The 17,331-nt window shown below is 56.5% G+C and carries 16 protein-coding genes; 11 read left to right on the plus strand and 5 right to left on the minus strand.

Going from position 1 to position 17,331, the window contains the following annotated elements; genetic code table 11:
• The first annotated feature begins 24 nt into the window (after window positions 1-24).
• From hfq to rlmB, 9 genes are all read left to right on the plus strand, one after another.
• Window positions 25-336, plus strand: a complete 312-nt coding sequence (gene hfq, locus ACDO57_RS13840) for an RNA chaperone Hfq (protein ID WP_023334248.1) — start codon at window positions 25-27, stop codon at window positions 334-336.
• 74 nt (window positions 337-410) lie between these two features.
• Entirely contained in the window at window positions 411-1,691 is a 1,281-nt protein-coding gene (hflX, locus tag ACDO57_RS13845; RefSeq protein ID WP_023310136.1) for a ribosome rescue GTPase HflX, read from the plus strand.
• A 56-nt stretch (window positions 1,692-1,747) separates the two neighbouring features.
• A complete protein-coding gene (hflK, locus tag ACDO57_RS13850) occupies window positions 1,748-3,007 on the plus strand; it encodes an FtsH protease activity modulator HflK (protein WP_157188504.1) in 1,260 nt (419 codons plus the stop codon).
• A gap of 2 nt (window positions 3,008-3,009) precedes the next feature.
• Entirely contained in the window at window positions 3,010-4,014 is a 1,005-nt protein-coding gene (hflC, locus tag ACDO57_RS13855; protein WP_024907333.1) for a protease modulator HflC, read from the plus strand.
• Window positions 4,015-4,085: 71 nt separating this feature from the next.
• Complete coding sequence (locus ACDO57_RS13860) at window positions 4,086-4,283, plus strand: DUF2065 domain-containing protein (RefSeq protein WP_003855996.1); 198 nt, start codon at window positions 4,086-4,088, stop codon at window positions 4,281-4,283.
• A 104-nt stretch (window positions 4,284-4,387) separates the two neighbouring features.
• Window positions 4,388-5,686, plus strand: a complete 1,299-nt coding sequence (locus tag ACDO57_RS13865; RefSeq protein ID WP_024907332.1) for an adenylosuccinate synthase — start codon at window positions 4,388-4,390, stop codon at window positions 5,684-5,686.
• A 193-nt stretch (window positions 5,687-5,879) separates the two neighbouring features.
• Window positions 5,880-6,305: a nitric oxide-sensing transcriptional repressor NsrR gene (gene nsrR, locus ACDO57_RS13870; protein WP_023334253.1), complete on the plus strand. Its 426-nt coding sequence runs from the start codon at window positions 5,880-5,882 to the stop codon at window positions 6,303-6,305.
• A gap of 38 nt (window positions 6,306-6,343) precedes the next feature.
• On the plus strand, window positions 6,344-8,788 hold the full coding sequence (rnr, locus tag ACDO57_RS13875; protein WP_148770159.1) for a ribonuclease R: 2,445 nt from the start codon (window positions 6,344-6,346) through the stop codon (window positions 8,786-8,788).
• Between the two features lie 66 nt (window positions 8,789-8,854).
• Window positions 8,855-9,589: a 23S rRNA (guanosine(2251)-2'-O)-methyltransferase RlmB gene (gene rlmB, locus ACDO57_RS13880; protein ID WP_048989501.1), complete on the plus strand. Its 735-nt coding sequence runs from the start codon at window positions 8,855-8,857 to the stop codon at window positions 9,587-9,589.
• Window positions 9,590-9,679: 90 nt separating this feature from the next.
• On the opposite strand, the gene ACDO57_RS13885 is transcribed toward rlmB, so the two are convergent.
• Window positions 9,680-10,954 (minus strand): MFS transporter, encoded by a 1,275-nt coding sequence (locus ACDO57_RS13885; protein ID WP_370884143.1) that lies wholly within the window; start codon window positions 10,952-10,954, stop codon window positions 9,680-9,682.
• A 193-nt stretch (window positions 10,955-11,147) separates the two neighbouring features.
• Between ACDO57_RS13885 and ACDO57_RS13890 the strand changes: the two genes are divergently transcribed.
• Window positions 11,148-12,770, plus strand: coding sequence for an isovaleryl-CoA dehydrogenase (locus tag ACDO57_RS13890; RefSeq protein WP_370884144.1), 1,623 nt, complete (start codon window positions 11,148-11,150; stop codon window positions 12,768-12,770).
• Here the strand turns inward: ACDO57_RS13890 and ACDO57_RS13895 are convergent.
• The 3 genes from ACDO57_RS13895 to bsmA form a co-directional block, all read right to left on the minus strand.
• The gene (locus tag ACDO57_RS13895; RefSeq protein ID WP_370884145.1) at window positions 12,767-14,698 is read right to left on the minus strand and encodes a methyl-accepting chemotaxis protein; all 1,932 of its coding nucleotides are present in this window, start codon (window positions 14,696-14,698) and stop codon (window positions 12,767-12,769) included. The genes ACDO57_RS13890 and ACDO57_RS13895 overlap by 4 nt on opposite strands.
• A gap of 172 nt (window positions 14,699-14,870) precedes the next feature.
• Window positions 14,871-15,158 (minus strand): DUF1471 family protease activator YjfN, encoded by a 288-nt coding sequence (yjfN, locus tag ACDO57_RS13900; RefSeq protein WP_032645202.1) that lies wholly within the window; start codon window positions 15,156-15,158, stop codon window positions 14,871-14,873.
• 136 nt (window positions 15,159-15,294) lie between these two features.
• Complete coding sequence (gene bsmA, locus ACDO57_RS13905) at window positions 15,295-15,624, minus strand: biofilm peroxide resistance protein BsmA (RefSeq protein WP_024907326.1); 330 nt, start codon at window positions 15,622-15,624, stop codon at window positions 15,295-15,297.
• Window positions 15,625-15,761: 137 nt separating this feature from the next.
• Here bsmA and yjfP point away from each other — a divergent pair, with 137 nt between their 5' ends.
• On the plus strand, window positions 15,762-16,484 hold the full coding sequence (gene yjfP, locus ACDO57_RS13910; RefSeq protein WP_370884146.1) for an esterase: 723 nt from the start codon (window positions 15,762-15,764) through the stop codon (window positions 16,482-16,484).
• On the opposite strand, the gene ulaR is transcribed toward yjfP, so the two are convergent.
• On the minus strand, window positions 16,481-17,236 hold the full coding sequence (gene ulaR / locus ACDO57_RS13915) for an HTH-type transcriptional regulator UlaR (protein WP_024907324.1): 756 nt from the start codon (window positions 17,234-17,236) through the stop codon (window positions 16,481-16,483). The two genes, yjfP and ulaR, sit on opposite strands and share 4 nt — an antisense overlap.
• Window positions 17,237-17,331: the final 95 nt, after the last annotated feature.

Below are 17,331 nucleotides of genomic sequence, written 5' to 3' on the forward strand. Positions count from 1 at the left end.
ACAAGCATATAAGGAAAAGATAGAATGGCTAAGGGGCAATCTTTACAAGATCCGTTCCTGAACGCATTGCGTCGGGAACGTGTTCCAGTTTCTATTTATTTGGTGAATGGTATTAAGCTGCAAGGTCAGATTGAGTCTTTCGATCAGTTTGTGATTCTGTTGAAAAACACGGTCAGTCAGATGGTCTACAAGCACGCTATTTCTACTGTTGTTCCGTCCCGTCCGGTATCTCATCACAGCAATAACGCTGGCGGCGGCACTGGTAGTAACTACCATCATGGCAGCAGCGCGCAGGGCTCTTCAACGCCGGCGCAGGACAGCGACGAAACCGAATAAGGTTTCGCACTGTTATCCACACGGGGAGCCAGGGATCCTGCGTTCCCCGCTGATCTTTTTAGAGAGGTTTACGCTTGTTTGACCGTTATGATGCCGGTGAGCAGGCGGTGCTGGTACACATCTATTTTTCGCAAGACAAAGATATGGAAGACCTCCAGGAGTTTGAATCTCTGGTCTCTTCCGCCGGTGTCGAAGCAATGCAGGTGATTACCGGTAGCCGTAAAGCGCCGCACCCAAAGTATTTTGTTGGTGAAGGTAAAGCAGTCGAAATTGCGGATGCCGTAAAAGCAACCGGCGCGTCAGTCGTGTTGTTTGATCATGCGCTGTCTCCAGCCCAGGAGCGCAACCTGGAAGCCCTTTGCGAATGCCGTGTTATCGATCGCACGGGTTTGATTTTAGATATTTTTGCTCAGCGTGCACGTACCCACGAAGGGAAACTGCAGGTTGAGCTGGCGCAGCTGCGCCATCTGGCAACGCGTCTGGTGCGTGGCTGGACACACCTTGAAAGACAAAAAGGCGGGATTGGTTTGCGCGGCCCGGGTGAAACCCAGCTCGAAACCGACCGTCGTTTGCTGCGTGGCCGAATTACCCAGATCCTCTCACGTCTGGAACGTGTAGAGAAACAGCGTGAACAGGGACGTCGGGCGCGAACGAAAGCCGACATCCCGACGGTGTCGCTGGTGGGCTATACCAACGCCGGTAAATCCACCCTGTTTAACCAGATAACCGAGGCCCAGGTGTATGCCGCAGACCAGCTGTTTGCGACCCTGGACCCTACGCTGCGCCGTATTGACGTTGCAGACGTCGGTGAAACGGTGCTGGCGGATACCGTAGGGTTTATCCGCCACCTGCCGCATGACCTGGTGGCGGCGTTTAAAGCCACCCTGCAGGAGACGCGACAGGCGACTCTGCTGCTGCACGTGATTGATGCGGCAGACGTGCGCGTGCAGGAGAACATCGACGCGGTAAACGTGGTGCTCGAAGAGATCGACGCCCATGAGATCCCAACGCTGTTGGTCATGAATAAGATCGATATGCTGGACGATTTCGAACCGCGTATCGACAGAGATGAAGAGAACAAACCGATTCGGGTCTGGCTTTCTGCCCAGACCGGTATTGGTGTGCCACTGCTTTTCCAGGCTTTGACAGAACGTCTTTCCGGTGAGGTAGCTCAGCACACGCTGCGACTGCCGCCACAGGAAGGCAGGCTGCGCAGCCGGTTTTATCAGCTTCAGGCGATAGAAAAAGAGTGGATGGAGGATGACGGCAGCGTGGGGATGCAGGTGCGTATGCCGATCGTTGACTGGCGTCGCCTCTGTAAACAAGAACCTGCGCTGGTCGACTATATCGTCTGATCAGAAAGGGGATGCCTGAATAATTCGCCCTTGCATAACAAATATGGAGCATATACATGGCGTGGAATCAGCCCGGTAATAACGGACAAGACCGCGACCCGTGGGGAAGCAGCAAACCTGGCGGCAACTCTGAGGGAAATGGCAACAAAGGTGGTCGCGAGCAGGGGCCGCCGGATCTGGATGATATCTTCCGCAAGCTGAGCAAGAAGCTTGGTGGCCTTGGCGGAGGAAAAGGTTCTGGCTCGGGTGGCAATTCCACTCAGAGTTCGCGCGCGCCAATGGGTGGCCGCGTAGTGGGCATCGTGGCCGCTGCGGTGGTCATCATCTGGGCAGCCAGCGGATTCTACACCATTAAAGAAGCAGAGCGCGGCGTGGTCACCCGTTTCGGCAAGTTCAGCCATCTGGTTGAGCCGGGTCTGAACTGGAAGCCGACCTTCATTGACGACGTGACCGCGGTAAACGTGGAATCTGTTCGTGAGCTGGCCGCCTCTGGCGTGATGCTGACCTCTGACGAAAACGTGGTGCGCGTTGAGATGAACGTGCAGTACCGCGTGACCGATCCTGAGCGTTATCTGTTTAGCGTGACCAGCGCCGATGACAGCCTGCGTCAGGCGACCGACAGCGCCCTGCGCGGTGTGATCGGTAAATACACCATGGACCGTATCCTGACCGAAGGTCGTACCGTTATTCGTAGCGATACCCAGCGCGAGCTGGAAGAGACCATTCGTCCGTACAACATGGGTATCACCCTGCTGGACGTCAACTTCCAGGCTGCGCGTCCGCCGGAAGAGGTGAAAGCCGCATTTGACGATGCGATTGCTGCCCGTGAAAACGAACAGCAGTACATCCGTGAAGCAGAAGCGTACACCAACGAAGTTCAGCCACGCGCTAACGGTCAGGCGCAGCGTATTCTGGAAGAAGCGCGCGCGTATAAGACGCAGACCATCCTGGAAGCTCAGGGTGAAGTGGCTCGCTTTGCGAAGATCCTGCCGGAATATAAAGCGGCGCCGGAAATTACCCGTGAGCGTCTCTATATCGAGACCATGGAAAAAGTGCTGAGCCACACCCGCAAAGTGTTGGTTAACGACAATAAAGGCGGAAACCTGATGGTTCTGCCGCTGGATCAGATGCTGAAAGGCAGTTCTGCGCCAGCAGCGAAAGGCGACACCAGCGGCGCGAACAACCTGCTGCGTCTGCCGCCAGCCTCAACAGGCAGCGCCAGCACGAACACAACGCCTTCTTCGAACGATGGTGACATTATGGACCAACGCCGTGCTAACGCGCAGCGTAACGACTACCAGCGTCAGGGGGAATAAGGATGCGTAAGTCAGTTATTGCGATCATCGTCATCGTACTGGTCGTGCTTTATACCTCGATCTTTGTGGTGAAAGAAGGCGAGCGTGGGATCAAGTTCCAGTTCAGCAGCGTCGTGCGTGATGGCGACAAACGCCCGGTAATTTACGAGCCGGGCCTGCACTTCAAGGTGCCGTTCATCCAGTCAGTGAAAACGCTTGATGCGCGTATCCAGACCATGGATAACCAGGCTGACCGTTTCGTGACCAAAGAGAAGAAAGACCTGATCGTTGATTCCTATATCAAATGGCGCATCAGCGATTTCAGCCGTTACTTCCTGGCAACGGGCGGTGGCGACGTTTCTCAGGCAGAAGTGCTGCTGAAACGTAAGTTCTCTGACCGTCTGCGTTCCGAGATTGGTCGTCTGGATGTGAAAGACATCGTGACCGACTCCCGTGGTCGTCTGACCCTGGAAGTTCGCGATGCCCTGAACTCCGGTACCGCGGGCACGGAAGACGAAGTTTCAACCCCGGCAGCAGATGATGCGATTGCCAAAGCGGCTGAACGCGTTCAGGCGGAGACCAACGGTAAAGTGCCGGTGATCAACCCGAACAGTATGGCTGCGCTGGGTATCGAAGTGGTTGACGTGCGTATTAAGCAGATCAACTTGCCAGCAGAAGTGTCTGAGGCGATTTACAACCGTATGCGCGCCGAGCGTGAAGCGGTAGCCCGTCGTCACCGTTCACAGGGCCAGGAAGAGGCTGAGAAGCTGCGTGCAGCAGCGGATTACGAAGTCACCAAGACGCTGGCGGAATCTGAGCGCCAGGGCCGTATCCTGCGCGGTGAAGGTGATGCCGAAGCGGCGAAGCTGTTCGCTGATGCCTTCAGCCAGGATCCTGACTTCTACGCCTTTATCCGTAGCCTGCGTGCTTACGAGAATAGCTTCCAGAGCAACCAGGATGTGATGGTGCTCAGCCCGGACAGCGATTTCTTCCGTTATATGAAGACGCCGACTAACGCAACGCGATAAACTCAGGCTCGTTTGAGTATTCAAACCACCGCTCTTAACGGAGCGGTGGTTTTCTTTTATAAGGAATAAAAATGAATTCAACGATCTGGCTCGCACTGGCTTTGGTCCTGGTGCTGGAAGGCCTTGGACCGATGCTCTATCCACGCGCCTGGCGTCGAATGATCGCCACGATGAGCCAACTGCCGGATAATATTTTGCGTCGTTTTGGCGGTGGTCTTGTGGTTGCGGGCATCGTGATCTACTACATGTTGAGGAAAACGATTGGCTGATCAAAAAGTAGGCGCAATCGGCGTATTTTGAGGTCAAAAAGTGCTGTATATCTGAAAAAGCGATGGTAGAATCCATTTTTAAGCAAACGGTGATTTTGAAAAAAATGGGTAACAACGTCGTCGTACTGGGCACCCAATGGGGTGACGAAGGTAAAGGGAAGATTGTTGATCTTCTGACTGAACGGGCTAAATATGTTGTACGCTACCAGGGCGGTCACAACGCAGGCCATACTCTCGTAATCAACGGTGAAAAAACCGTCCTCCATCTTATTCCATCAGGCATTCTTCGTGATAACGTCACCAGCATCATCGGTAACGGCGTTGTGCTGTCTCCTGCTGCGCTGATGAAAGAGATGAAAGGTCTGGAAGACCGTGGTATCCCTGTTCGTGAGCGTCTGCTGCTCTCCGAAGCCTGCCCGCTGATCCTGGATTATCACGTGGCGCTGGACGTCGCGCGTGAGAAAGCGCGCGGTGCGAAAGCGATCGGTACCACCGGTCGTGGCATCGGCCCGGCTTACGAAGATAAAGTTGCGCGCCGCGGTCTGCGCGTAGGTGACCTCTTCGACAAAGCAACCTTCGCTGAAAAACTGAAAGAAGTGATGGAATATCACAACTTCCAGCTGGTGAACTTCTACAAAGCTGACGCTGTTGACTACCAGAAAGTGCTGGATGACGTCATGGCGATTGCTGACATTCTGACCGGTATGGTTGTTGATGTGTCCGATCTGCTGGACCAGGCGCGCAAGCGTGGCGATTTCGTCATGTTCGAAGGCGCGCAGGGTACGCTACTGGACATCGACCACGGTACCTATCCGTACGTTACCTCCTCTAACACCACTGCAGGTGGCGTGGCGACCGGCTCTGGCCTGGGTCCACGTTATGTGGATTACGTTCTGGGCATCATCAAAGCGTACTCCACTCGCGTGGGTGCGGGTCCATTCCCGACCGAGCTGTTTGATGAAACCGGCGAGTTCCTGTGCAAGCAGGGTAACGAGTTTGGCGCGACCACCGGTCGTCGTCGTCGTACCGGCTGGCTGGATGCGGTTGCAGTGCGTCGTGCTGTGCAGATCAACTCCCTCTCTGGCTTCTGCCTGACCAAGCTGGACGTACTGGACGGCCTGAAAGAAGTGAAAATCTGCGTAGGCTACCGTATGCCAGACGGCCGCGAAGTGACCACCACTCCGCTGGCAGCTGACGACTGGGAAGGCATTGAGCCAATCTACGAAACCATGCCGGGCTGGTCTGAGACCACTTTCGGTGTGAAAGAGCGTAGCGGCCTGCCGCAGGCGGCGCTGGATTACATCAAGCGTATTGAAGAACTGACCGAAGTGCCGATCGATATTATTTCTACCGGCCCGGATCGTACTGAAACGATGATCCTGCGCGACCCGTTCGACGCATAATCTTCGTGAATGCTGGCCTGCGGGGTGACCCGTAGGCCAGATAAGCGTAGCGCCATCCGGCGAACGCTCCTGGATCTCCGCTTTTTCGCCCCGTCTGTCAAATAAATTAGCCGCTAACTATCTGGCTGGTTTATCATCATTAATGAATATCTCTGCGGTTTGACCGCGTTTTCCCTTTTTTCCTGAGGTTGATGTGCAGTTAACAAGTTTCACCGATTACGGCTTACGTGCGCTGATTTACATGGCGTCGTTACCCGAGGGGAAGATGACCAGTATCTCTGAAGTTACAGAGGTCTACGGCGTATCCCGTAATCATATGGTCAAAATAATCAATCAACTTAGTCGTGCCGGATACGTTGCTGCCGTCCGCGGGAAGAATGGTGGGATCCGTCTCGGTAAACCGGCACAGAGTATTCGTGTGGGCGATGTGGTACGTGAACTGGAGCCGCTGTCTCTGGTGAACTGCAGCAGCGAGTTCTGCCACATCACGCCCGCTTGCCGCCTGAAAAAGGCGCTTTCAAAGGCCGTGCAAAGTTTTCTCATGGAACTGGATAACTACACGCTGGCCGATTTGGTTGAAGAGAATCAACCGCTTTATAAATTATTGCTGGTGGAATGAAGAAAATTTCCACCGGAGCTGACAACGGAGGAACCGACATGTCACATGATCCTTTCCAGGAACGCGAAGCCGAAAAATACGCGAATCCTATTCCCAGCCGCGAGTTCATCATTGAACACTTAACAAAACGCGAAAAACCCGCCAATCGTGAAGAACTTGCCGTTGAACTAAACATTGAAGGTGAAGAGCAAATTGAAGCCCTTCGCCGCCGCCTGCGCGCAATGGAGCGTGACGGGCAGCTGGTCTTTACCCGCCGCCAGTGCTATGCGCTGCCAGAACGCCTCGATCTGCTGAAAGGCACCGTCATTGGTCACCGCGATGGCTTCGGCTTCCTGCGCGTGGAAGGCCGTAAAGACGATCTGTACCTCTCATCTGAACAGATGAAAATGTGCATTCACGGCGACCAGATCCTGGCGCAACCGCTGGGCGCTGACCGTAAAGGTCGCCGCGAAGCGCGCGTGGTCCGCGTTCTGGTGCCAAAAACCAGCCAGATCGTTGGCCGCTACTTTACCGACGCGGGCGTGGGCTTCGTGGTGCCGGACGACAGCCGTCTGAGCTTCGACATCCTCATCCCACCTGAAGAGGTGATGGGCGCCCGCATGGGCTTTGTTGTGGTGGTGGAACTCACCCAGCGCCCAACCCGTCGCACTAAAGCGGTAGGTAAAATCGTCGAAGTGCTTGGCGACAACATGGGCACCACAATGGCCGTTGATATGGCGCTGCGTACCCATGAAATTCCGTACATCTGGCCGAAAGCGGTTGAAGAGCAGATCGAAAGCCTGCGCGAAGAAGTGCCGGAAGAGTCCAAAGCGGGCCGCGTGGATCTGCGCTCCCTGCCGCTGGTCACTATCGACGGTGAAGACGCCCGCGACTTCGATGACGCCGTCTACTGCGAGAAAAAACGCGGCGGCGGCTGGCGCCTGTGGGTCGCTATTGCAGACGTAAGCTACTATGTTCGTCCGCACACTCCGCTGGATAACGAAGCGCGCAGCCGCGGTACCTCGGTCTACTTCCCGTCCCAGGTCGTGCCGATGCTGCCGGAAGTGCTGTCTAACGGCCTGTGCTCCCTGAACCCGCAGGTTGACCGCCTCTGTATGGTTTGCGAGATGACCATCTCCACCAAAGGGCGCTTAACCGGCTACAAGTTCTACGAAGCGGTGATGAGCTCGCACGCGCGTCTGACCTATACCAAGGTCTGGCATATGCTGCAGGGCGACCAGGATCTGCGCGAACAGTACGCGCCGCTGGTTAAACACATCGAAGAGCTGCATAACCTTTACAAAACGCTGGATCAGGCGCGCGAAGAGCGCGGCGGGATCTCCTTTGAGAGTGAAGAAGCGAAATTCATTTTCAACGCGGAACGCCGCATTGAGCGTATCGAGCAGACCCAGCGTAACGATGCGCACAAGCTGATCGAAGAGTGTATGATTCTGGCGAACATCTCGGCGGCACGATTCGTCGAGAAAGCCAAAGAGCCTGCGCTGTTCCGTATTCACGATAAACCGTCGACGGAAGCCATCACCGCGTTCCGCTCCGTGCTGGCCGAACTGGGTCTGGAGCTGCCTGGCGGTAACAAGCCAGAGCCGCGCGATTACGCCGAGCTGCTGGAGTCCATTGGCGATCGTCCTGACGCAGAAATGCTGCAGACGATGCTGCTGCGCTCAATGAAGCAGGCGATTTACGATCCGGAAAACCGCGGTCACTTCGGCCTGGCGCTGCAGTCTTACGCCCACTTTACCTCGCCGATCCGTCGCTATCCTGACCTCTCTCTGCACCGTGCGATCAAGTATCTGCTGGCGCAGGAGCAGGGCCATAAAGGGAACACCACCGAAACCGGTGGCTACCACTATTCGATGGAAGAGATGCTGCAGCTGGGTCAGCACTGCTCCATGACCGAACGTCGTGCTGATGAAGCAACACGTGACGTGGCGGACTGGCTGAAGTGTGACTTTATGCTCGATCAGGTGGGTAACGTCTTTAAAGGCGTGATTGCCAGCGTGACCGGCTTTGGTTTCTTCGTTCGTCTGGACGAGCTGTTCATCGACGGTCTGGTGCACGTCTCCAGCCTGGATAACGACTACTACCGCTTCGACCAGGTCGGTCAGCGCCTGATTGGCGAATCTGGCGGCCAGACCTATCGTCTGGGCGACCGTGTGGAAGTGAAGGTTGAAGCCGTGAATATGGATGACCGTAAGATCGACTTCAGCCTGATCTCCAGCGAGCGTGCGCCGCGTAACGTCGGGAAAACCGAGCGTGAAAGGGCGAAAAAAACCGGTAACGGTAAACCGGGCGGCGGTAAACGTCGTCAGGCGGGCAAGAAGGTAAACTTCGAGCCGGACAGCGCGTTCCGCGGCGAGAAGAAGCAAAAGCCGAAGGCGGCGAAGAAAGAAGCCCGTTCAGCGAAAAAACCGTCCGCGAAAACGCAGAAAATAGCGGCTGCCACCAAAGCGAAGCGCGCGGCCAAGAAAAAGCAGGCGGAGTAAAGTCTCCCCTCACCCTGACCCTCTCCCCGACGGGGGGAGGGGAAATACTTATTACGAGAACCATCAATGAGTGAAATGATTTACGGCATCCACGCGGTGCAGGCCCTTCTCGAGCGCGCACCGGAGCGTTTTCAGGAAGTGTTTATTCTGAAAGGGCGTGAAGATAAGCGTCTGATGCCGCTGATCCACGCCCTGGAAGCGCAGGGCGTGGTGATCCAACTGGCGAACCGCCAGTTCCTGGATGAGAAAAGTGACGGTGCGGTTCACCAGGGGATCATTGCCCGCGTGAAGCCGGGCCGCCAGTATCAGGAAAACGATCTGCCGGATCTGATTGCCGAGCTGGATAACCCGTTCTTCCTGATCCTCGATGGCGTTACCGATCCGCACAACCTCGGCGCGTGCCTGCGCAGCGCCGATGCGGCGGGCGTGCACGCGGTGATCGTGCCGAAAGATCGCTCCGCGCAGCTGAACGCGACGGCGAAGAAAGTGGCCTGCGGCGCGGCGGAAAACGTTCCGCTGATCCGCGTGACCAACCTGGCGCGCACCATGCGTCTGCTGCAGGAAGAGAACATCTGGATCGTCGGTACCGCCGGTGAAGCGGATCATACTCTGTACCAGAGCAAAATGACCGGCCGTCTGGCGCTGGTGATGGGGGCAGAAGGCGAAGGCATGCGTCGTCTGACCCGCGAGCACTGTGACGAGCTGATCAGCATCCCAATGGCGGGCAGCGTGTCGTCCCTGAACGTTTCTGTTGCGACGGGTATCTGCCTGTTTGAAGCGGTGCGTCAGCGGGGAGAATAAACAGCAAGGCCGTCCACAGGACGGCCTTTTGTGTTTTCTCCCTCTCCCCGTGGGAGAGGGCCGGGGTGAGGGCACCAGACGGTGACAAACTCACTCCTCTAACGACCGCAAATGGTCATCCTTACTTAGCGTCATCAGCGCGAAAATACTCACTACCGCCGTCGCCATCACGTAATACGCCGGAATATCCAGGTTGCCCGTCTGCTTAATCAGCCCGGTAATAATCAGCCCTGCGCATCCCGAGAAAATCGCGTTCGACAACGAGTAGGCCAGCCCCAGCCCCGTATAGCGCACGCGCGTCGGGAACATCTCAGATAGCATTGCCGGGCCTGGCCCTGCCAGCATCCCGACCAGACCGCCCGCAATCAACACCACAACAGCCTTCACCGCCAGCGTACTCGACTCTGCCTGAAGAATTTTCAGCAGCGGCAGGGCGAGGATCAGCAGCAGCGCGGTGGCGATAATCATCACCGTGCGGCGCCCGATCCGGTCGCTCAGGATCCCCGACGGAATGATGGTGAGTGCAAAACCAATATTCGAAATCACCGCTATAAGCAGCGCCTGGTTAAACCCGGTATGCAGCGCCGACTGCAGATAGGTCGGCATAATCACCAGGTAAGTGTACCCCGCTGCAGACCAGACCATTACGCGCCCAATCCCCATCGCGATGGCCCGGAGCGTGGCGGCAGTATCCGCCTGAGCGATAACCGGTTTATCCTGCTGCTGCACAAAGCTGGGTGTCTCTTCCATACTGACACGAAGCCACAGCGCAACGACGCCCATGGGCAGCGCCAGGAAGAAAGGAATGCGCCAGCCCCAGTCGTGCAGGGCTTCCGGCGTGAGGAGGGCAGAGAGCAGCGCCACGATGCCTGCACCCGCTAACAGCCCCAGCGCCACGGTAAACGACTGCCACGCGCCATAGAGCCCACGCTTGCCGCGCGGGGCAAACTCCGTCATCAGCGAGACCGCACCGCCGTACTCACCGCCCGCGAACAGTCCCTGCAGGATGCGCAGCAGCGTAATAATGAGCGGCGCGGCAATCCCGATGCTGGCATAGACCGGCACAATGCCGATGGCGGCGGTAGCGAGCGTCATCAGCACCAGCACAATAATGAGCGTCGGCTTACGGCCAATCCGGTCGCCGATGCGGCCAAACACCACCGCACCCAGCGGGCGGAAGAAGAAGGCGATGGCAAACGAGGCGTAGGTGAGGATCAGGCTGGTGAGCCCCGCTTCCCCTTCAAGCTGGAAGAAGTTTTTCGCAATGACGGTCGCCAGAAAACCGTAGACCGCAAACTCATACCACTCGATAAAGTTACCAATGGAGCCTGCAATTAATGCTCGCTTGTGCGCATCCGGTTGCATAACGATCCTCACTGAAAAGGGTAAGAATAAATTATTCAACAAAAGCGAAGTCATGAAATAGTTTATTCTTATGTTCTGTGAGCTATTTCACGAATGATATCAGCGGGATCGTGAACGTGTGACTCCCCTCCCATGCAGCGTGTGCGCGGTCTGTCCATACTTATCGTCATTGCCACTGAAGGAGGGAGACAGCATGCACTGGCAGACCCATACCGTTTTCAATCAACCTGCACCGCTTTCCAACAGTAACCTTTTCCTCTCCGACTGCGCCCTGCGCGATGCGGTCTCGCGTGAAGGGGCCGAGTGGGATATCGAACTCCTCGCCAGCATTGGTCAGCAGCTGGGTACGGCGGAATCGCTGGAGCTGGGCAGGCTGGCGAACGTGAATCCGCCGGAGTTGCTTCGCTATGACGCCACCGGTGAGCGGCTGGATGACGTCCGCTTTCACCCGGCATGGCACCTGCTGATGCAGGGCCTGTGTGCCAACCGCGTGCATAACCTGGCGTGGGAAGAGGAGGCGCGTAAAGGGGCGTTTGTCGCGCGGGCCGCACGCTTTGTGCTTCATGCTCAGGTGGAGGCGGGCACGCTGTGCCCTGTCACCATGACGTTTGCCGCTACGCCGCTCCTGCAGCAGGCGCTCCCCAAACCCTTTCACGACTGGCTGACGCCGCTGCTCAGCGATCGCTACGATCCTCATCTTGCGCCCGGCGCGCAAAAGCGCGGCCTGCTGATCGGTATGGGGATGACGGAAAAGCAGGGCGGCTCAGACGTGCTCAGCAACACCACCAAAGCGGAAAAATGCAGCGACGGCAGTTATAGGCTGGTGGGACATAAATGGTTTTTCTCCGTCCCGCAAAGCGATGCGCATCTCGTGCTGGCGCAGGCGAAGGGCGGACTATCCTGCTTTTTTGTGCCGCGCTTTTTACCTGACGGGCAGCGCAACGCCGTCCGGCTGGAGCGCCTTAAGGACAAGCTCGGGAACCGCTCCAACGCCAGCAGCGAGGTGGAATTCCTTGATGCCTCCGGCTGGCTGCTGGGGGAAGAAGGCGAAGGGGTACGGCAGATCCTCAAAATGGGCGGCCTGACGCGCTTTGACTGCGCGCTGGGCAGCCACGGACTGATGCGCCGTGCGCTCTCCGTGGCGCTGTACCATGCGCATCAGCGTCAGACCTTCGGCAAAAATCTTATCGATCAGCCGCTCATGCGCGAAGTGTTAAGCCGGATGGCGCTGGTGCTGGAGGGACAAACGGCGCTGCTGTTCCGCCTGGCGCGGGCGTGGGATAAACGCGCGGATCCGCAGGAGGCGGCATGGGCACGGCTGTTTACCCCGGCCGCCAAATTTAGCGTGTGTAAAGCGGGCATCCCGTTTGTCGCTGAAGCGATGGAGGCGCTGGGCGGAGTCGGGTACTGCGAGGAGAGCGAACTTCCCCGCCTGTATCGCGAGATGCCGGTGAACAGCATCTGGGAAGGGTCCGGCAACATCATGTGCCTGGACGTGCTGCGCGTGCTGGCGAAGCAGCCGGGTATACACGATCGGCTTGCCGATGAGTTTGCACAGGTCAAAGGGCAGGACAGACACTTCGACCGCAGCTGGCGGCAGCTTCAGCAAAAACTGCGTAAACCGCAGGAGGCGCAGGGGCGGGAAATTGCGCAGCAGCTTTTCTTGCTGAGTGCCGGGAGCGAAATGCTGCGGCACGCATCGCCTCCGGTGGCGCAGGCGTGGTGCCGCATGATGCTGGATACCCGTGGCGGAACGGTGATGAGCGAGCAGGTGCAAAGTGACCTGCTGCTGCGTGCGACGGGCAGAGTCGGCTAGCCTTTTAGCTGGAACAGGCTCACCAGCTGAGCCAGGTGTGAACCCTTCTCGCGCAGCGTTTGAGCCGTTTGTTCGCTGCGTGAGATGCGATCGGCATTGATATGCGACGCTTCGCCAATGTGGGTCATGGCGAGGTTCACCTGACCGATCCCGGCGGACTGCTCGCGTGAGGCATGGTTAATCTCGGTGACCAGCTGGCTGATGTTATCGATATGAATGATGATGTCATCCATCGCCAGGCGCGTCTGTTCAGACAGCGCATGACCCTCACTGACTTTTCTGAGCGTATCGCCAATCAGCTGTTCAATCTCCTTCACCGCGTTAGCGCTGCGTCCCGCCAGGGCGCGAACTTCCTGCGCGACGACCGCAAACCCTTTACCGTGCTCGCCCGCGCGAGCCGCTTCCACGGCCGCATTCAGCGCCAGGATATTGGTCTGAAAAGCAATGGACTCGATCACGCGCGTGATGTCTGCGATGCGTTTTGACGCTTCGCGAATGTCGTCCATGGTCGACACCGCGTGGGTGACTGTCTCACCGCCCTGATGAACCGCGAGCGAGGTTTCACCCACCAGCTGCTGCGTTTGCTCCATGTTGGCGGCATTTTGCTGTACGGTGGCGGCCAGCTGCTCCATGCTGGCGGAGGTCTCTTCCACGCTGCTGGCCTGCTTGTTGATCTGCTCTGAAATTTCGCCCGTATCGGCGGCTAGCGCGTTGGTGCCTGAATGGATCTCACCTGCGGCCTCGCGGACCTGCAGGACAATTTTTTGCAGGCCGCCACCGATGCCGTTGATGGCGTCGATCAGCTGGCCGACTTCGTCCTGACGCGTCACGGGCAGGCTGGAACGGAGATCCCCTGCGGCATATTGCCGGGCAAGATGGATCACATTGCGCAGTGGTCGGGTCAGCACGCGGCGAATCAGGACCACGAACAGGCCAGCAAACAGGATGGACAATGCCGTACCGGCGAGGAGGAAACCGTCGCGCATGGCGGTGACGCTTGAGAGCAGCACCGATTTATCCACTTCACCCACGATAGTCCAGTTCCAGCCTGGCAGCGGGGTATAAGCCATTTTCAGCGTGCGGCCGTCGTCGCTTACGCGCTCCAGCGTGCCGGGTTTATCACTCAGAAGCTGTTGCTGCGTCGTGCCGTCCCACTTCGGCAGTTTTCCCTCTTCGCTGGCGTGGAAAAGGTATTGCCCGCGCGTTTTGCCGTTGCTGCGATCCAGCACGAAGAAGTGACCGCTCTCGCCCAGGCGGCGGTTGAGGATTTTCTCACGCATGACGTTCCAGGAGTGGGTGATGTCCACCCCGACAAAGACGATCGCAATGACCTGTCCTTCGGCGTTTTTAACCGGCTGGTACTGGGTGATGTAGCGTTTGCCAAACAGCAGCGCCAGGCCGCGGTAGACTTCACCTTTGTTGACGGCGGCAAAGGCCGGGCTGGCGTTATCCAGAACGGTACCCATTGCCCGCTCGCCGTTCTCTTTACGCAGGGAAGTGGCTACGCGAACAAAGTCGTTTCCGCTGCGTACAAACAGCGTCGAAATGGCTCCCGTACGGTTCAGGAACGCGTCCGAAAGCGTGTTGTTTTCATGCAGCCCGGTATCTCCGCCTTTCAGAAGCGGAACGCTGAGCCCGTTAATTGTCTGGGTTTGGGAAGCATCAATGTTCAGGGGCTGCGGTAAAAAGGTGGTGAACAGACGGGTATAGCTCTCAACCTCTTCACTCAGGCTGGTGTTAAACATCTGCACCATGTCGACCATGCCGGTGGACTGATTATGCAGATCTTCTACCGCAAGGGCTTCAAGCTGCTGGCTGGCTTTTTGACTGAGCAGAAAAGTGAAAAGCAGAAACAGCGTGGCGACACTGACGCCGGTAAGCAGTGACAGCTTCGCACCCAGGCCTGCGCGGCGAAAAATGTTGATCATAAATTGCTCATCATTGAAAAGGTATGGTTCTTCAACGGCAGAGCGGGGATTACGTTTACTGGTTTAATGTAACAAAATGTTATTTTGTTGTTCTTGATTTGTTTTTTATAAGATAAAAAATTTGCAAAAACGAAAAGCCACTAAAAATAAGTGGCTTTTATCAGGAGGGAGATTACACGTAGAGAATGGCCTGTACCCGCCAGTGGTCGATATGGTTATCTTCCTGCATCTGGATGATGCGATACCATGAAGCACCCTGCTCATCGGCCTTTAATGCCACGACACGTTCAACGTCTTGCGGGCTCCCCGAGATATTATTCACGGAGATCTGGCCAATTTCATTCAGGCCAGTCACACAATCAGCACTGGCGAATTCTGCTGACTGCGCGGTGGTGCTCAGCAGGCCTGCTGAGAGCAACAGTGAGGTCAAAGCAAGAGTTCGTTTCATCGTCAGCTCCATTTCACATATATCCGGTATCCGCCGGGCAATCCTTCGCAAATAAACTCCCTTCCATTGACGCGGGCATGGAGTTTATTGTGGACAGGAAAATTTCTATGGACGCAAAGCAGTGTAAATCTCGTTCAAAGGTAAACCATTATTTCCGGTACAAAATGGCCTGGGAATACCACTGTCCCGTTATGATGGTTTCGTCGATCATAATGATGACGTAATAATCTGCTTTGGCGGCGACGGCCTGTGCTTTTATTGCCGCTTCTGCGTCATCCGGAGAGCCGCGAACCAGCGCGGAGATGGTGCCCATTCGTTGTAATCCTTCCGTCTGATTACGACGAATCTCCTGTGGATGATCGGCGACCGGTGGAGCGGGTTGCGGCGTTCCCTGCAGCGCGCTACAGCCACTGAGCAGAAACACCAGCAATAAAGCAGCAAACCTGCGCATAACCATATCTCGTTTCCTGATAGCCATAGTGTAGTTGTCTGTGAATTTAGTTTTGGGGGAATGTTCCCGAAGTGTTATCTGGGACGTATATTTCGAATGAAAATGACGTGAAAGCGTAACCCAGTTCTCAACATTATGAATCATACATTCGCACAGGGTCGACAATGATTGAAATTGAAATACGCCACCTCGGCGACCATGAAATTTTACACGCGATGCCAGCGGGTAAACGTGATAAACCGCTGCCTGTTGTGGTTTTTTATCATGGGTTTACCTCATCGAAGCTGGTTTACAGTTATTTTGCGGTCGCGCTGGCGCAGGCGGGTTTCCGCGTGGTGATGCCGGATGCACCCGACCACGGCGCACGCTTTTTGGGTAACGAACAGGCGCGTCTTGGGCAGTTCTGGCAGATTCTGCACGGGAGTCTGACCGAGTTTGCCGGGCTGCGCGATGCGCTGTATGAGGCAGGGCTGGTGGCCGACAATCGTCTGGCTGTCGCCGGGGCGTCGATGGGCGGTATGACGGCGCTAGGGATTATGACGCATCATCCTGAAGTGAAGTCTGTCGCCTGTCTGATGGGCTCGGGCTATTTTACGTCGCTGGCGAAGACGCTTTTTCCCCCTCAGGATTTAACGAAAATCACCGCTACGCTGGCAGAGTGGGAAGTGACCCGGGCATTGCCGCGCGTGGCGGATCGCCCGCTGCTGCTGTGGCACGGTGACGCGGATGATGTGGTCCCGCCCGAAGGAACCTTCCGCCTGCAGCAGGCGTTAATGAGTGAAGAACTGGACGATAATCTGACCTGTCTGTGGGAAGCGGGCGTCCGCCACCGCATCACGCCAACGGCGCTGGATGCCACGGTAGCTTTTTTCCGCCAGCACCTTTAAACGCGCAGCACTTTTACGCCCTGATCTTCCAGCTTCTGGAGGATCTCAGGGTTGGCGCCTTTGCCGGTGATCACCATGTCGATCTGTTCGGCACGGCTGAATAACATCCCTGCGCGCTCGCCCACTTTGCTGCTGTCGACTAGCACAACGAGCTTGCCCACAACGTTAAGCATGTTTTGCTCCGCCATCGCGGTCAGCATATCGGTTTTATACAGGCCATCTGCCGTCAGGCCTTTGCCGCTGGTAAACATCCAGTGCCCGGCATAGAGACTGTTTTCGCTGTCCTGAGGGCTAAGGGTGATGGACTGGCTTTTGTTGTACTGCCCGCCCATGATCACCACGCTCTCATGCTCCTGGTCGATGAGATAGTTGGCGAGCGGTAAGTAGTTGGTGATGATTTGCACTGGCTTGCCGCACATTTCACGGCCCAGCAGAAACGCCGTGGAGCCGCAGTTGATGACCACGCTCTCGCCGGGATTCACCAGCTGCGATGCGGCTCTGGCAATCCGCACTTTTTCATCATGATTCTGCGCCTGATGAATATTCATCGGAGACCAGCGAGGGCGCTGCTGGCTGATCGCTTCCGCGCCGTTGCGGACCTTTTTCAGCTTGCCGCTTTCATCCAGCTTGTTGATATCCCGCCGCGCCGTTGCCGGGGAGATGCCTAAACGTTCGATCACTTTCTCGACGGTGATAAACCCGGTTTGCGCCAGGAGTTCCAGGAGAATTTGATGCCGTTGCGCTTCCGTCATGAGCTATTCCGATAAGAATTGATTTGAAAAGATGATATTTGAAATAGCGTGAAATTACTAAAAGAAATATGACATCGCCAGACATCATGTCTGGC

Origin of the sequence: Enterobacter cloacae complex sp. 2015409 (assembly GCF_041365315.1) — a bacterium.
Classification (GTDB): Bacteria; Pseudomonadota; Gammaproteobacteria; order Enterobacterales; family Enterobacteriaceae; genus Enterobacter; species Enterobacter pseudoroggenkampii.

What these genes read in the sequence shown, in the direction of transcription:
- hfq (WP_023334248.1), top strand. Translation starts at nt 25, where the DNA reads ATGGCTAAGGGGCAATCTTTACAAGATCCGTTCCTGAACGCATTGCGT.
- hflK (WP_157188504.1), top strand. Translation starts at nt 1,748, where the DNA reads ATGGCGTGGAATCAGCCCGGTAATAACGGACAAGACCGCGACCCGTGG.
- hflC (WP_024907333.1), top strand. Translation starts at nt 3,010, where the DNA reads ATGCGTAAGTCAGTTATTGCGATCATCGTCATCGTACTGGTCGTGCTT.
- ACDO57_RS13860 (WP_003855996.1), top strand. Translation starts at nt 4,086, where the DNA reads ATGAATTCAACGATCTGGCTCGCACTGGCTTTGGTCCTGGTGCTGGAA.
- ACDO57_RS13865 (WP_024907332.1), top strand. Translation starts at nt 4,388, where the DNA reads ATGGGTAACAACGTCGTCGTACTGGGCACCCAATGGGGTGACGAAGGT.
- rnr (WP_148770159.1), top strand. Translation starts at nt 6,344, where the DNA reads ATGTCACATGATCCTTTCCAGGAACGCGAAGCCGAAAAATACGCGAAT.
- rlmB (WP_048989501.1), top strand. Translation starts at nt 8,855, where the DNA reads ATGAGTGAAATGATTTACGGCATCCACGCGGTGCAGGCCCTTCTCGAG.
- ACDO57_RS13885 (WP_370884143.1), bottom strand. Translation starts at nt 10,954, where the DNA reads ATGCAACCGGATGCGCACAAGCGAGCATTAATTGCAGGCTCCATTGGT.
- ACDO57_RS13890 (WP_370884144.1), top strand. Translation starts at nt 11,148, where the DNA reads ATGCACTGGCAGACCCATACCGTTTTCAATCAACCTGCACCGCTTTCC.
- ACDO57_RS13895 (WP_370884145.1), bottom strand. Translation starts at nt 14,698, where the DNA reads ATGATCAACATTTTTCGCCGCGCAGGCCTGGGTGCGAAGCTGTCACTG.
- yjfN (WP_032645202.1), bottom strand. Translation starts at nt 15,158, where the DNA reads ATGGAGCTGACGATGAAACGAACTCTTGCTTTGACCTCACTGTTGCTC.
- bsmA (WP_024907326.1), bottom strand. Translation starts at nt 15,624, where the DNA reads ATGGCTATCAGGAAACGAGATATGGTTATGCGCAGGTTTGCTGCTTTA.
- yjfP (WP_370884146.1), top strand. Translation starts at nt 15,762, where the DNA reads ATGATTGAAATTGAAATACGCCACCTCGGCGACCATGAAATTTTACAC.
- ulaR (WP_024907324.1), bottom strand. Translation starts at nt 17,236, where the DNA reads ATGACGGAAGCGCAACGGCATCAAATTCTCCTGGAACTCCTGGCGCAA.